The organism is Amycolatopsis sp. cg13, assembly GCF_041346965.1.
GTDB lineage: Bacteria > Actinomycetota > Actinomycetes > Mycobacteriales > Pseudonocardiaceae > Amycolatopsis.
In genome coordinates this window covers 2,891,044-2,905,538 of record NZ_CP166848.1, presented here as the reverse complement: position 1 = coordinate 2,905,538, position 14,495 = coordinate 2,891,044, and the positions used below count along the sequence as shown (strand labels likewise).

General features: G+C 71.0%; 14 protein-coding genes. 12 read left to right on the top strand and 2 right to left on the bottom strand.

The features are described 5' to 3' along the window. Window positions 1-48: 48 nt before the first annotated feature. The 3 genes from fmt to AB5I40_RS13045 are packed head-to-tail and all read left to right on the top strand — an operon-like array spanning window position 49 to window position 2,899. Window positions 49-975, top strand: coding sequence for a methionyl-tRNA formyltransferase (fmt, locus tag AB5I40_RS13055; protein ID WP_370938757.1), 927 nt, complete (start codon window positions 49-51; stop codon window positions 973-975). Continuing rightward, a complete protein-coding gene (locus AB5I40_RS13050; RefSeq protein ID WP_370938756.1) occupies window positions 972-2,396 on the top strand; it encodes an RsmB/NOP family class I SAM-dependent RNA methyltransferase in 1,425 nt (474 codons plus the stop codon). Before fmt ends, AB5I40_RS13050 begins: the two co-directional genes overlap by 4 nt. Further along, window positions 2,393-2,899, top strand: a complete 507-nt coding sequence (locus AB5I40_RS13045; RefSeq protein WP_370938754.1) for a flavoprotein — start codon at window positions 2,393-2,395, stop codon at window positions 2,897-2,899. The genes AB5I40_RS13050 and AB5I40_RS13045 overlap by 4 nt, the downstream gene beginning before the upstream one ends. A gap of 64 nt (window positions 2,900-2,963) precedes the next feature. Here the strand turns inward: AB5I40_RS13045 and phoA are convergent, their stop codons facing one another. Further along, window positions 2,964-4,367, bottom strand: a complete 1,404-nt coding sequence (gene phoA, locus AB5I40_RS13040; RefSeq protein WP_370938753.1) for an alkaline phosphatase — start codon at window positions 4,365-4,367, stop codon at window positions 2,964-2,966. Window positions 4,368-4,536: 169 nt separating this feature from the next. On the opposite strand from phoA, the gene rpe reads away from it, so the two are divergent. The 5 genes from rpe (at window position 4,537) to AB5I40_RS13015 (ending at window position 8,230) form a co-directional block, all read left to right on the top strand. Then, window positions 4,537-5,220 carry a ribulose-phosphate 3-epimerase gene (rpe, locus tag AB5I40_RS13035; RefSeq protein WP_370938752.1) on the top strand — a complete coding sequence of 228 codons (684 nt, stop codon included), beginning with the start codon at window positions 4,537-4,539 and terminating at the stop codon, window positions 5,218-5,220. A gap of 84 nt (window positions 5,221-5,304) precedes the next feature. Beyond that, complete coding sequence (locus tag AB5I40_RS13030) at window positions 5,305-5,910, top strand: riboflavin synthase (RefSeq protein WP_344267282.1); 606 nt, start codon at window positions 5,305-5,307, stop codon at window positions 5,908-5,910. Between the two features lie 93 nt (window positions 5,911-6,003). Next, entirely contained in the window at window positions 6,004-7,275 is a 1,272-nt protein-coding gene (locus AB5I40_RS13025) for a bifunctional 3,4-dihydroxy-2-butanone-4-phosphate synthase/GTP cyclohydrolase II (RefSeq protein ID WP_370940509.1), read from the top strand. Then, window positions 7,272-7,778 carry a 6,7-dimethyl-8-ribityllumazine synthase gene (gene ribH, locus AB5I40_RS13020; protein ID WP_370938750.1) on the top strand — a complete coding sequence of 169 codons (507 nt, stop codon included), beginning with the start codon at window positions 7,272-7,274 and terminating at the stop codon, window positions 7,776-7,778. The genes AB5I40_RS13025 and ribH overlap by 4 nt, the downstream gene beginning before the upstream one ends. 5 nt (window positions 7,779-7,783) lie before the next feature. Then, window positions 7,784-8,230 (top strand): PH domain-containing protein, encoded by a 447-nt coding sequence (locus tag AB5I40_RS13015; RefSeq protein ID WP_370938749.1) that lies wholly within the window; start codon window positions 7,784-7,786, stop codon window positions 8,228-8,230. Window positions 8,231-8,234: 4 nt separating this feature from the next. On the opposite strand, the gene AB5I40_RS13010 is transcribed toward AB5I40_RS13015, so the two are convergent. Further along, the gene (locus tag AB5I40_RS13010) at window positions 8,235-9,032 is read right to left on the bottom strand and encodes an exodeoxyribonuclease III (RefSeq protein ID WP_370938748.1); all 798 of its coding nucleotides are present in this window, start codon (window positions 9,030-9,032) and stop codon (window positions 8,235-8,237) included. A 278-nt stretch (window positions 9,033-9,310) separates the two neighbouring features. Here AB5I40_RS13010 and uvrC point away from each other — a divergent pair, with 278 nt between their 5' ends. From uvrC to whiA, 4 genes are read left to right on the top strand one after another with little or no spacing between them, the layout of a single operon-like run. Beyond that, window positions 9,311-11,347, top strand: coding sequence for an excinuclease ABC subunit UvrC (gene uvrC, locus AB5I40_RS13005; RefSeq protein ID WP_370938746.1), 2,037 nt, complete (start codon window positions 9,311-9,313; stop codon window positions 11,345-11,347). Window positions 11,348-11,399: 52 nt separating this feature from the next. Next, the gene (rapZ, locus tag AB5I40_RS13000; protein WP_020658140.1) at window positions 11,400-12,257 is read left to right on the top strand and encodes an RNase adapter RapZ; all 858 of its coding nucleotides are present in this window, start codon (window positions 11,400-11,402) and stop codon (window positions 12,255-12,257) included. Window position 12,258: 1 nt separating this feature from the next. Next, window positions 12,259-13,221 carry a uridine diphosphate-N-acetylglucosamine-binding protein YvcK gene (gene yvcK / locus AB5I40_RS12995; RefSeq protein ID WP_370940508.1) on the top strand — a complete coding sequence of 321 codons (963 nt, stop codon included), beginning with the start codon at window positions 12,259-12,261 and terminating at the stop codon, window positions 13,219-13,221. Between the two features lie 36 nt (window positions 13,222-13,257). Further along, window positions 13,258-14,247, top strand: a complete 990-nt coding sequence (gene whiA / locus AB5I40_RS12990) for a DNA-binding protein WhiA (RefSeq protein ID WP_093574335.1) — start codon at window positions 13,258-13,260, stop codon at window positions 14,245-14,247. Window positions 14,248-14,495 lie beyond the last annotated feature (248 nt).

Below are 14,495 nucleotides of genomic sequence, written 5' to 3'. Positions count from 1 at the left end.
GATGTCCGACCAGCCTGAAATCCCCTTTTCCCTTCCGGAGGTGCGGTGATGCGTCTCGTTTTCGCCGGCACCCCGGAGCCTGCCGTGCCGTCGTTGCGCGCGCTGATCGAGTCCGGGCGGCACGAGGTCGTCGCGGTCGTCACGCGGCCGGACGCCCAGGCCGGGCGCGGGCGCAAGGTGCTGCGGTCCCCAGTGGGGGCACTCGCCGACGAGCACGGCATCGAGGTGCTCACGCCCGCTCGCGCTGGTGACCCGGCGTTTCTCGCTCGCCTGCGCGAGCTGGAGCCGGACGTCTGCCCGGTCGTCGCGTACGGGGCGCTGCTGCCGCAGTCCGCGCTCGACATCCCGGCGCACGGCTGGGTCAACCTGCACTTCTCGCTGCTGCCCGCGTGGCGCGGCGCGGCCCCGGTGCAGGCGGCGATCCGGGCGGGGGACGAGATGACCGGCGCGTCCACCTTCCGGATCGTGAAGGAGCTCGACGCGGGGCCGGTGTTCGGCGTGGTGACCGAGACGATCGGCCCGGCCGACACGTCCGGCGCGCTGCTCGGCAGGCTCGCCGAGTCCGGGGCGCACCTGCTGGTGTCCACCGTGGACGGCATCGAGGACGGCACGCTGCGCGCGGTCGAGCAGCCGGGCGAGGGCATGAGCTACGCGCCGAAGGTGACCGTCGAGGACGCGCGGGTGTCGTTCGCGGACCCGGCGTCGGCGGTCGACCGGCAGATTCGCTCGGTGACCCCGGATCCCGGCGCGTGGGCGGAGTTCCGCGGCGAGCGGTTCAAGCTGGGACCGGTCACCGTGCTCGACGAACCCGGTCCGCGGCCGGGCGAGCTGGTGGTCGAGCGCAAGCGCGTGCTCGTGGGCACGGCGACGAAACCGGTGCGGCTGGGCGAGGTCCAGGCCGCCGGCAAGAAACGGATGGCTGCCACCGACTGGGCGCGCGGCACGAGGATCGACGAAGGAGAGCGCCTGCGGTGAACGAGCGTGGAGAACGGCGGCCGTCACGGCCGCAGCGGGGCCGTCCGGCTCCGCGCAAACAGGGACCGCGGCGTCCGCCGGAGGTCGACGCGGCCCGCCAGGTGGCGTTCGACGTGCTGCGCGCCGTCCGCGAGAAGGACGCGTACGCCAATCTCGTCCTCCCGCAGTTGCTGCGGGAACGCCGGGTGAGCGGTCGCGACGCCGCGCTGGCCACCGAACTGACCTACGGTTCCGCCCGCGCGCAGGGCCTGCTCGACGCGGTGATCGCCGCGTGCGCCGACCGGCCGATCGAGAAGACCGACCCGGTGGTCCTCGACGCACTGCGGCTCGGCGTCTACCAGCTGCTGCGCACCCGGATCCCGGAGCATGCCGCCGTCGGGTCCACTGTGGACCTCGTCCGTGCCGAAGCCGGTTCGTGGGCAACGGGATTCGCGAACGCCATCCTGCGCACGGTGTCCACAAAGGACGAAGCGCAGTGGCTCGACGAACTGACCCCGGACGAGACCACCGACCCGATCGGTGCCTACGCGCTCCGCACCGCGCACCCGCGCTGGGTCGCCCGGTCGTTCGCGGAAGCGTTGGGGGACAAGGGCGCTGAGCTGAAAGCCGCCCTCGAAGCGGACGACGCCCGCCCCGAGGTGCACCTGGTCGCGCGCCCCGGCGAGATCAGCGCCGACGAACTGGCCGCCATCACCGGCGGCGACCCCGCGCCGTACTCGCCCTACGGCGTCCACCTGCCCGCAGGCGCCGGCGACCCGGCCGACGCGGAACCGGTGCGCGAACGCCTTGCCGCGGTGCAGGACGAAGGCAGCCAGCTGTGCGCCATCGCCGTCACCAAGGCCCCGCTGGAGGGCTCCGACGAACGCTGGCTGGACCTGTGTGCGGGTCCCGGCGGCAAAGCGGCGCTGCTCGGCGCACTGGCCAAGATCAGCGGCGCGCACGTCGACGCCGTGGAGAAGGCTCCGCACCGCGCCCGGCTGATCGAAAACGCCACCGAGGGCCTGCCGGTCACCGTGCACGTCGCCGACGGCCGCGAAACCGGCCTGGAACCGGGCTACGACCGGATCCTCGTCGACGCTCCGTGCAGCGGCCTCGGCGCACTGCGCCGGCGCCCCGAAGCCCGGTGGCGCCGCAAGCCGTCGGACGTCGCGGACCTCACCAAGCTGCAGGGCGAACTGCTGATGGCGGCCCTGGACCTGGTGCGCCCGGGCGGCATCGTCGCGTACGTCGTCTGCTCTCCGCACCTGGCCGAAACCGAAGGCGTGGTAGGCGAAACCGCCCGCCGCACCAAGTCCGAGATCGTGGACGCCCGGGAGTTCTTCCCCGGCGTCCCGCAGCTCGGCGACGGCCCGTACGTCCAGCTGTGGCCCCACCGACACGGCACCGACGCGATGTTCTGCGCGGTGCTGCGCAAACCGTGACGGATCTAGGTTTGGTCGCCAGCTCGTGCGGCGGACTGGACACCCGGTTCACCGACGAGCTGGCAAAACCGGCAGTCGCCCGAGGCTGGCGATTGGCCATCACGCTCACGCCGACGGCCTGGGGCTGGCTGAAAGCGACCGGCGGCCTGGGCGAACTGGAAGCCACGACGGATCTTCCGGTGCGCAGCACGTCCCGGCTTCCGGGCGAACCGCGTCCGCACCCGGATCCGAAGGTCTTCCTCTTCGCGCCCGCCTCGGCGAACTCGGTGGCGAAGCTGGCGCTGGGGATCGCGGACAATCAGGCGCTCACGCTGCTCGGCGATGTCCTTGGCGCGCCAGGGACCACCATCGTCGTGGCCTATCAGATCCAGCCGACCCGGGCCCACCACCCGGCCTGGCAGCGGCACCTCGACACCTTGGCCGAGGCTGGTGTTCGGCTGCACCGCCTGGACCCACGGCGGCCGTGGTCGGAGCCGCTCGACTTGCTGCCCTCGCCCGCGTAGAAAGCCGTGAGGGGAACCCTGAGGGAATCAGATTCCCTCAGGGTTCCCCTCACGGACTTCAGGCTCAGCGCAGGCGAAGAGCGCGCTTCACCGTGCCGAACAGGTCGGTCTGGTTGGTCAAGCCCACGACGTTCGCCGCCTGCGGCCCGTAAGCCGCGATGCGGACCTGCGTGCCGGTGTGCTCCATCGACGAACCGGGCAGCGCCGTGCCGTAGTTGAGGGTCATGTTCGCGCCCTCGTTGGTGATCAGCGTGGCGGTCTGGCCGGGAGTCTTGGCGTCGTTGGACACGATCTGGCTGGTGTGCCCGTGGTCGGCAGTCACCACGACGAGCGTGTCGGTGTGGCTGCGCGCATAAGCGAGCCCAGCCGCGACAGCCGCGTCGAAGTCGATCGTCTCGCCGATCTGCCCGCACGGGTCAGCCGCGTGGTCCTGCTTGTCGATCGAAGCACCCTCGACCTGCAGGAAGAATCCCTTGTTGCTGCGCCGATCCTCCAGCAGCTGCAACGCCTTCTGCGTCTGCGCCACCAGCTTCGGCTGCGTCTTCGGCAGCGCCGGGTTCGGGGTGCAGCGAGTCGGCGCGGTACCGCCCTGCGTCGCCTTCGGCCCGGCCCAGTTCACCGGCATGTTGCCCGACGCGAACAGCCCGAGCAGCGGCTGGCCCGGACGAGCCTTGGCCAGGTCGTCGGCCGTGTTCACCACGTTGTACCCAGCGGCCTTGGCCTGCTCCAGAACCGGCTTGCCCTTGAACTGCCCGGCGGTCGCCAACTGGGCGAAGTACTTCGCGCCGCCGCCGAGGAGCACGTCCGGACGGGTCTGCACGAGCTGCTCGGAGATCGAGCCCGCGCCGCCGTTCTCCTTGGCGTTCTGCGCGCACTTCTTGGTCGTCTCGTCCGGGCCCTTGCAGTCGCGGTCGACGACGTGCGCGCCGAGCACGGCCGGGGTCGCGTCCTGGACCTCGGCGGTGGTCACGTCGCCGGTGCGGAGACCGCTGCGCTTCGCGAGCTCGAGCAGCGTCGGGACCGGGTTGCCGTAGGCATCAACGGAAATCGCGCCGTTGTAGGTCTTCGTGCCGGTCGCCCAGCCGGTGCCCGACGCCGCGGAGTCGGTGACGTAGTCCGGCTTCGCCGGGTTGCCCTTCTCGACCGCGTACGTGGTGTAGTCGCCGGTCAGCGGGAACTCGTCCATCGCGAGCCGGCCAGCCGCGCCGCGCTCGTAGTTGCGCGCCGAGGTGATCTCGGACTGGCCCATGCCGTCGCCGATGAACAGGATGACGTTGCGCGCGTGCCCGCCCTGGATCGCCTGGCGGACCTCCTGCGTGCGGTCGCCCGCGCCGGCCGAAGCGGTGCGCGCGCCCTGGTCGTCCTGGTTGCCCTGCGCGGCGATCGCGACCGGGGCCGCGGCGACCATCGCGACGCCCAGCGCGCCCGCCGCCAGCCACTTGCGGCGGCCTGCCAAGACCGTTCTCATGGTTCTCCTCGAGGTGCTTCTCGTCCGGAACTTCCGGATGTGACCCATTAGTGCTCGCCGATGTGTTCGATGCGGAGAATCCGGATGAGCGCCCGGTGTCCGGAAAGCGAACTCCGATGCGGTCACGGCCGGTGAACAGGCCGGAACCGGGTCCTCTTACACTCGGGTCGTGGCTTCACCTCTCATCGCACCCAGCATCCTGTCCGCCGACTTCGCCAAGCTCGGCGAGGAGATCGCGGCCGTCGCGCGCCCCGGGGACACCCGGGCCGACTGGGTGCACGTGGACGTCATGGACGCGCACTTCGTGCCCAACCTGACCCTCGGCCTCCCGGTGGTCCAGTCGATCCTCAAGTCGACCGACGTCCCCATCGACTGCCACCTGATGATCGACGACCCGGACCGCTGGGCGATCGGCTACGCCGAGGCCGGCGCGTACAACGTCACGGTGCACGTGGAAGCGGCCGCGGACCCGGTCATGCTGGCGAAGAACCTGCGCGCCGCGGGCGCGAAGGCGGGGCTGTCGATCAAGCCGGGCACGCCGCTCGAACCGCATCTGGAAACCCTCAAGCACTACGACACGCTGCTCGTCATGTCGGTCGAACCGGGCTTCGGCGGGCAGTCGTTCATCGCTGACGTCCTGGAGAAGGTGCGCACCGCGCGCCGCCTGGTCGACACCGGGCACCTCAAGCTGATCGTCGAGATCGACGGCGGGATCAACTCCGACACCATCGAACAGGCCGCCGAAGCGGGCGTCGACTGCTTCGTCGCGGGCTCGGCCGTCTACGGCGCCGAGGACCCCGGCCGCGCCGTCGCCGCGCTGCGCGAGCAGGCCGCCCGCCTCCGCGTCAGCTGACGTCGCGGCCCGGGAAGCTCCCGGGGCGCGGCGGGTGTTGGATGGAAGGGCCACCGAGGGCGGTGGCCGGGCGAGGAGGCAGCAGTGTTCACGGGAATTGTCGAAGAGGTCGGCGAGGTCACGGCGGTCGAGCAGCTCACCGACGCGGCTCGGCTCACCGTGCGCGGCCCGTTGGTCACCTCGGACGCGGGCCACGGCGATTCGATCGCGGTGAGCGGCGTCTGCCTGACCGTCGTCACGGTCTCCGGCGGCGAGTTCACCGTCGATGTGGTGAACGAAACACTCCAGCGTTCGAGCCTCGCGAAGGTGGCCGTCGGCGACGCGGTGAACCTCGAGCGCGCGACCCCGGCGGGCGGGCGGCTCGGCGGGCACATCATGCAGGGCCACGTGGACGGCACCGGCGTCTTCGTGTCCCGCGACGAGCGCGGCGTGACGACGTTCTCCCTGCCCCCGGCCTTGTCGCGGTACGTCGTGGAGAAGGGTTCGATCGCCGTCGACGGCGTTTCGCTCACCGTCGCGAGCGTCTCGGAGGACCGGTTTTCGGTCGCGTTGATCCCCACCACGCTCGAGGTGACGACGCTGGGCAGGCGGGAAGAAGGCGACCACGTGAACCTCGAAGTGGACGTCGTCGCGAAGTACGTGGAGAAGCTCACTGCGCCACACGTGGCGGCGAACGCGCACAATGTGTGACATCCACCCGGCGGCGGCAGCGAAGGAGCACCCGTGAGCGAGACGAAGGCGGCCGAGCCGCAGACCGGTTGGACCCCGTGCGGAGCAGGCGCGGTGGTAGACGTCGACGCCATCGAGGCCGCGATCGCGGACATCGCGGCCGGACGCGCCGTGGTCGTTGTCGACGACGAGGACCGCGAGAACGAGGGCGACCTCATCTTCGCCGCCGAGAAGGCGACGCCGGAGCTGCTCGCGTTCATGGTGCGCTACACCTCGGGTTACGTGTGCGTCGCGCTGACCGAGTCCGAGGCGGACCGGCTCGACCTGCCGCCGATGTACCACACGAACCAGGACCAGCGCGGGACCGCGTACAGCGTCACGGTCGACGCGGCGGAGGGCATCACCACCGGCATCTCCGGCACCGACCGCGCGCACACCACCCGGCTGCTGGCCGACCCCGAGGCCACCGCGAAGGACTTCCGCCGCCCCGGGCACGTGGTGCCGCTGCGCGCCAAGGAAGGCGGCGTGCTGCGCCGTCCCGGGCACACCGAGGCCGCGGTGGACCTGGCCCGGCTGGCGGGCCTGCACCCGGCGGGCGCGCTCTGCGAGATCGTGTCGCAGAAGGACGAGGGCGACATGGCCCGGCGCGACGAGCTGGAAGTGTTCGCCGCCGACCACGACCTCAAAATCATTTCGATCGCGGACCTGATCGCCTACCGGCGGCGCACCGAGAAGCAGGTGGAGCGCGTCGCCGAGGCGCGGATCCCGCTGGCCGCGGGCGAGTTCCGCGCGGTCGGGTACGACAGCCTGCTCGACGGGATCGAGCACGTCGCGTTCGTCTACGGCGAGATCGGCGACGGCGAGGACATCCTGGTCCGCGTCCACTCCGAATGCCTCACCGGCGACGTCTTCGGTTCGCTGCGCTGCGACTGCGGCCCGCAGCTGGACGCCGCGCTGCAGAAGGTGGCCGACGAAGGCCGCGGGGTCGTGCTCTACATCCGCGGGCACGAAGGCCGTGGGATCGGCCTGCTGCACAAGCTTCAGGCGTACCAGTTGCAGGACGCGGGCGCGGACACCGTCGACGCGAACCTGGCGCTGGGCGTCCCCGCCGACGCGCGCGACTACGGCACCGGCGCGCAGATCCTGTGCGACCTCGGCGTCCGGTCGATGCGGCTGCTCACGAACAACCCGGCGAAGCGGGTCGGCCTCGAGGGCTACGGCCTGCGCGTCACCGGCCGGGTCGCGCTGCCGATCTCGCCGAACCCGGAAAACCTGCGGTACCTGCGCACGAAGCGCGACCGGATGGGGCACGACCTCAGCCAGCTCGAGCACTACGACCAGGTCGGCGCGTCCGACCAGGGCACCGAGGAGGACACCACGCGATGAGCGGCGAGGGGCGGCCGGAAGCCGCGCTCGACCTGCGCGACTGCAAGTCCCTGCGGCTGGCGGTCGTCGCGACGCGGTGGAACGCGAAGATCACCGACGTGCTGCTGGAGCGCGCGCTCGCCGCGGCGAAAGACGCCGGGCTGGAGGAAGAGCCCACGGTCATCCGCGTGGCGGGCGCGGTGGAGCTTCCGGTCGCGGCGCAGGCGCTGGCGCGCAACCACGACGCGGTCGTCGCGCTGGGCGTCGTGATCCGCGGTGGCACCCCGCACTTCGAGTACGTGTGCGACGCGGTCACCGCGGGCCTCACCCGGGTCGCGCTCGACGAGAGCACCCCGGTCGGCAACGGCGTGCTGACCTGCGACACCGAACAGCAGGCGCTGGACCGTTCCGGCATGCCCGGCTCTGTGGAAGACAAAGGCTACGAAGCGGCCGTGGCGGCGCTTGACACCGCGCATGTGCTGCGCGGCCTCGACAAGCCGTGGACCGAGCGGGGATTCGTGTGAGCGTGATGACCGAGGAGCAGACCGCCCTGGTGATCCGGCCGCGCCGGGCGCTCGTGATGTGCAGCGTCCTGGCGGTGGCGCTGCTCGCGGCGTTCGTGATCGTGGCGGTTTTGCTGCGCAGCTCGCACACCGGCGTCGTGTTCGAGGCGTCGGACCAGATCGCGATGATCGGCATCGGCGTCGCGCTCTCGGCGGGCACGATGCTGTTCGGCAACGCCCGCGTCCGCGCGGACGCCACCGGCATCGAGGTCCGCAACGTCCTCGCGCGGCGCGTGTTCACCTGGGATCAGGTGCTGTCGATCAGCTTCCCGGACGGCGCCTCGTGGGCTCGGCTGGAACTGCCGGACGACGAGTACTTCTCGGTGATGGCCGTGCAGGCGGTGGACCGGGAACGCGCGGTGATGGCGGTGCGGGCGCTGCGCAAGCTGCACCGGGCCGCCACCGAGGGCTGAGTTCTTACCGCTCCGGATCCAGCTCCAGATCCACGACGATCGGCGCGTGGTCGGACGGCCCCTTGCCCTTGCGGGCCTCGCGGTCCACGTAGGAATCGGTGACCGCCTTGGCGAAAACCTCGTTCCCGTAGACGAGGTCGATGCGCATTCCCTTGTTGTTGGGGAAGTTCCCGGCGCGGTAGTCCCAGTACGTGAACGGGTGGTCGTACTTCAGCGGCCGCGGGAAAACGTCGGACAGTCCCGCGTCGCGGAGCTTCTTCAGCGCTGCCCGTTCGGGCTCGGTGACGTGCGTGGACTCGGCGAAAACCGAGATGTCCCAGACGTCCTGATCCGTTGGCGCAACGTTGAAGTCGCCCATCACCGCGAACGGACGCGCGTGCTGCAGCTCTTCGCCGACCAGATCGCTGAGCTTCTCGAACCACTCGAGTTTGTAGGCGTAGTGCGGGTTTTCCGGCTCGCGCCCGTTCGGCACGTACACCGACCAGATGCGGATCCCACCGCACGTCGCGCCGATCGCGCGCGCCTCGGCCTGCCCGTCGAAGCCCGGTTCGCCCGGCAGCCCGCGCACCACGTCGTCGAGCCCGATCTTCGAGAGGATCGCGACGCCGTTCCACCGCCCGAGCCCGTAGGCGGCGACCTCGTACCCGCGCGCGGTGATCTCGTCGGCGGGGAAGGCTTCGGTGGTGTTCTTGAGTTCCTGCAGGCAGAGCACGTCCGGCGCGGTGCGGTCGAGCCAGTCGAGCACGCGAGGCAGCCGGGGAACGATGGAATTGACGTTCCAGGTGGCGACGCGGACGGTCATGGCTGCGCTCCTGATCGTTCGGCGGGTCGGCGAGGCTACGGTACCGGCAGGCCGGTGTCGGCTCCCGGTCGCGGCGCCACGATCGATGCGCGTCCGCCGGGTGTCCGGGCTCTGCCTGGTACGCAATGCAGATGTCCGTGAAGGGCTCCTTGAGGGAATCAGATTCCTGCAAGGAGCCCTTCACGGAGGACTGCTGGAGCGGAGAGTCATGCGGCCGTCTCGTTCCAGCCGGTGGGGTCTCACGGAAACTGTCGGACCCTCGCCATACAGTGGGGCACGTGGCTGATCCGACCACCTACCGACCTCAGCCGGGGAGCATCCCGGACTCGCCTGGCGTCTACAAGTTCCGCGACGACGCCAAGCGGGTCATCTACGTCGGCAAAGCGAAGAGCCTGCGCAGCAGGCTGAACTCGTACTTCGCCGACCTGTCCGGCCTTCATCCGCGCACGCGGCAGATGGTCACCACCGCGGCGAGCGTCGAGTGGACCGTCGTCGGCACCGAGGTCGAGGCGCTCCAGCTGGAGTACAACTGGATCAAGGAGTTCGACCCTCGCTTCAACGTCCGCTACCGCGACGACAAGAGCTACCCGGTCCTCGCGGTCACGCTGAACGAGGAATTCCCCCGGCTGCACGTCTACCGCGGCGCGCGCAAGAAGGGCGTCCGCTACTTCGGGCCGTACTCGCACGCGTGGGCGATCCGCGAAACCCTCGACCTTCTCCTGCGCGTTTTCCCCGCCCGCACCTGTTCCACCGGCGTCTTCCGCCGCCACGGGCAGATCGGGCGGCCGTGCCTGCTCGGCTACATCGACAAGTGCTCGGCACCGTGCGTCGGCCGGGTGTCGGCGGACGAGCACCGGGCGATCGTCGAGGACTTCTGCGACTTCCTCGCCGGCCGCACGGACGCGATGGTGAAGCGGCTCGAACGGGAGATGGCCGCGGCGTCGGAGGAACTGGAGTTCGAACGCGCCGCGCGGCTGCGGGACGACCTCGGCGCGTTGCGTCGCGCGATGGAGAAGCAGGCCGTGGTGTTCGGCGACGGCACAGACGCCGATGTCGTCGCCTTCGCGCACGACGAACTCGAGGCCGCCGTGCAGGTGTTCCACGTGCGCGGCGGGCGCGTGCGCGGGCAGCGCGGCTGGGTGATCGACAAGGCCGAGGAGATGGACGTCCAAGCGCTGGTCGACCACTTCCTCACCCAGTTCTACGGCGAGGAATCCGACCGCGCGGGCCGCGACGACGTCGAGACCGGCCCGGTCGTCCCGCGCGAAGTGCTGGTGCCGGAGCTGCCCGCGGACGCCGACGCGGTCGAGGAGTGGCTGTCTGGTCTGCGCGGGTCGCGGGTGCGGCTGCGAGTCGCGCAGCGCGGCGACAAGAAGGCGCTCGCGGAAACGGTGGAGCGCAACGCGAAGGAAGCGTTCACCCAGCACAAACTGCGCCGCGCGGGCGATCTCACCGCGCGGTCCGCGGCGCTGCAGGAACTCCAGGACTACCTGGCGCTCGACACCGCGCCGCTGCGCATCGAATGCATCGACATCAGCCACATCCAGGGCAGCGACGTCGTGGCGTCGCTGGTGGTGTTCGAGGACGGGCTGCCGCGCAAGTCCGAGTACCGCAAGTTCGCGCTGCGCGAGGCGGCGACCGAGGGCGACGTCGCGTCCATCGCCGAGGTCGTGCGGCGGCGCTTCTACCGCTATCTCAAGGAAACCGCCGAAAACGCGGCTGAGACAACGGAAACCGCTTCGGAGGCCGTCGAGGAAGAGGAAGCGGGGGACGAGGCGATCCAGCCGGCGCGCGCCGGGATCGACCCGGAGACCGGCCGCCCGCGCAAATTCGCCTATCCGCCGAACCTGCTGGTCGTCGACGGCGCGGGCCCGCAGGCCACCGCGGCCGCGGACGTGCTGGCGGAACTGGGCATCACCGACATCGCCGTCGTCGGGCTCGCGAAGCGGCTCGAAGAGGTGTGGCTGCCGGGAGAACCGGATCCGATGATCCTCCCGCGCACGTCCGACGCGCTGTTCCTGCTGCAGCGGCTGCGCGACGAGGCGCACCGGTTCGCCATTCGCTACCACCGCGAAAAACGCGCCAAGCGCATGCAGACGTCCGAATTGGACAGTGTGCCCGGACTCGGGCAGGCTCGGCGCACCGCGCTGATCAAGCACTTCGGCTCGGTGAAGAAGCTCAAGCAGGCCCGGGTCGAGGAAATCGAAGCGGTGCCCGGTTTCGGCAGGCGCACCGCCGAGGCCGTGGTGGCGGCACTGGCCGGGGAGACCGGCGCCGCACCGCGAGCAGTACCGGGAGGGGACCAGGGGTCGTGATCGGGAAGGAAGCACACAAGTGAGTGCGGAAGAGGAAAAACGGGGCAGCGGGATGGAGGTCGCGGTCGTGTCCGGCCTCTCCGGCGCGGGCCGCTCCACGGCGGCCAAATGCCTGGAGGACCTCGGCTGGTTCGTGGTCGACAACCTGCCGCCGGAGCTGATCGCCACGATGGTCGAGCTCGGCGCGCAGGCGCGGGGGGCGATCACGAAGGTGGCGGTGGTGATGGACGTGCGTTCGCGCGCGTTCACCGACGACCTGGCCTCGGTGATCAAGGACCTGGACGCGCGCGGGTACAAGCCGCGCGTGCTGTTCCTGGAGGCCACCGACGCGGTGCTGGTGCGCCGCTTCGAATCGGTCCGCCGCGGCCATCCGATGCAGGGCGACGGCAGGCTCGCCGACGGCATCACCGCCGAGCGCAAGCTGCTTTCGCCGCTGCGCGAAGAGGCCGACCTGGTGCTCGACACGTCCGCGCTGTCGGTGCACGACCTGCGCGCGAAAATCGAGGACGCGTTCGGCTCCGAGGCCAGCACGCAGACCCGCGTCACCGTGCTGTCCTTCGGCTACAAGTACGGTTTGCCGATGGACGCCGACCTGGTGATGGACGTGCGGTTCCTGCCGAACCCGTTCTGGATCCCGGAGCTGCGCGAGCACACCGGCCTCGACGGCGAGGTGCGCAATTACGTCCTGTCGCAGGAAGGCGCCGAGGAGTTCCTCGACCGTTACCACCAGCTGCTGCGGCTCATCGGCGCCGGCTACAAGCGCGAGGGCAAGCGGTACCTGACGCTCGCGGTCGGCTGCACCGGCGGCAAACACCGCAGCGTCGCGATCTCCGAGGAACTCGCCCAGCGACTGTCCAATGAGGACGGCATGGCAGTAAAGGTGGTGCACCGGGATCTTGGCCGGGAGTGACGTGCGCGCGGTGGCGCTGGGCGGAGGACACGGGCTGCACGCGACGCTGACCGCGCTCCGGCGGATCACCTGCGCCGTCACGGCGGTGGTGACGGTGGCCGACGACGGCGGGTCGTCCGGCAGGCTGCGGCGCGAACTGGGGCTGCTGCCGCCGGGCGACCTGCGCCAGGCGTTCGCCGCCTTCGCCGCGGAGGACGGCGGGCGGCTGTGGGCGGAGGTGTTCCAGCACCGCTTCGGCGGCGACGGCGCGCTCGCCGGGCACGCCGTCGGGAACCTGCTGCTCGCCGGGCTGTTCGAGGTGCTCGGCGACCCGGTGGCCGCGCTCGACGAGGCCAGCAGGCTGATGGGCATCTCCGGCCGCGTGCTGCCGATGTCGCCGGAGCCGCTGGAGATCGAAGGCGAGGTCAGCGGCCTGGACAGCGAGAACCCGGACGCGATCCGGCGGATCCGCGGCCAGGTCGCGGTCGCCAGCACCCCCGGCCAGGTGCACCGCATCACCTTGCACCCGGCGGGCCGCCAGGAACGCCCGCCGCGCGGCTGCGCGGAGGCGATCGAGGCGGTGCTGGAGGCGGACGTCGTGTTCCTCGGCCCCGGCTCGTGGTTCACCAGCGTGCTGCCGCATTTGCTCGTCCCGGATCTGCACGACGCGCTCGTGCGCACGACGGCCACGAAGGTCGTCGTGCTGAACTTGGTCCCCCAACCGGGGGAAACCGGCGGATTCTCCCCGGAGCGGCATCTGGACGTACTCTTCGAGCACGCGCCCGCGCTGCGGGTCGACGCCGTCGTCGCGGACCGTGATTCCGTCCCTGACCCGGCAAGCCTGCGCCGGGCGGCCGAACGCCTGGGAGCGAGGGCCTGCCTGGGGGCGGTGGCCGACCCGGTCGTGGAGGGACGGCATGATCCAGGTGCGCTCGCCCAGTGCATGCGAGAGGCACTAGGCCTCGGCGGGGAGCACTGTGGGTGACGGCGGGCGCGCAGCGAAAGGCAGGAGGGGCAGTACATGGCGATGACCGCCGCGGTGAAGGACGAACTGAGCCGGCTCGAGATCACGAAGATCGGGCCGCGCCGGGCGGAGGTCGCGTCGCTGCTTCGCTTCGCGGGCGGGCTGCACATCGTGGCCGGCCGGGTCGTGGTCGAGGCGGAGCTGGACACGGGTTCGGTCGCGCGGCGGCTGCGCAAGGAGATCCACGAGCTGTACGGGCATCATTCGGACGTGCACGTGATCACCGCGAGCGGTGGCCTGCGCAAGGGGACGCGGTATGTCGTGCGCGTGGTGAAGGACGGCGAGGGCTTGGCTCGGCAGACCGGCCTGATCGACCAGCGCGGGCGCCCCGTGCGCGGCCTGCCCGCCGCCGTGGTGTCCGGCGGGGTGGCCGACGCCGAAGCGGCTTGGCGCGGCGCCTTCCTGGCCCACGGCTCGCTGACCGAACCGGGCCGTTCGTCGTCCCTCGAGGTGACCTGCCCGGGCCCGGAAGCGGCCCTGGCGCTGGTCGGCGCCGCCCGCCGGATGGGCATCCAGGCGAAGTCCCGCGAGGTACGGGGAGCGGACCGGGTCGTGGTCCGCGACGGTGACGCCATCGGAGCCCTGCTGACCCGCCTGGGCGCGCACACGAGCGTGCTGCAGTGGGAAGAACGCCGGATGCGCCGGGAAGTCCGCGCGACCGCCAACCGCCTCGCGAACTTCGACGACGCGAACCTGCGCCGCTCGGCCCGCGCGGCAGTCGCGGCGGCCGCCCGGGTGGAGCGGGCTCTGGAAATCCTGGGCGACACCGCTCCGGACCACCTGCTCGCCGCCGGTCGCCTGCGCTTGTCGAACCGCCAGGCGTCGCTCGAGGAACTGGGCCAGTTGTCCGACCCGCAGATGACGAAAGACGCGGTAGCCGGCCGGATCCGGCGGCTGCTGGCGATGGCGGACAAGAGGGCGAAGGAACTGAGCATCCCGGACACCGAATCAGCGGTGACGCCGGAAATGCTGGAGGAAGAAGCCTGACGCGGCTGTCGGGTTCACGCTGGGGGAGAGGCCGTCGCGAAGCTTCCGGGCTGCGGCGGGTAGCGCTGGCTGAGCATGGGTGCGGGGCTCGTGAGTGGCGATGCCGGTTCTAACCGGCATCGCCACTCACGACCACCCCGCTGCCCGGCTTCCTGCCCCTCGCGCCTCCGCCTGCTCCGTTGGCGCGCGTTGATTCGCTCCGCGCGGTGAGCGGATTGGTCCCGCCCGCTACGCGGTTCCGCCGCTCC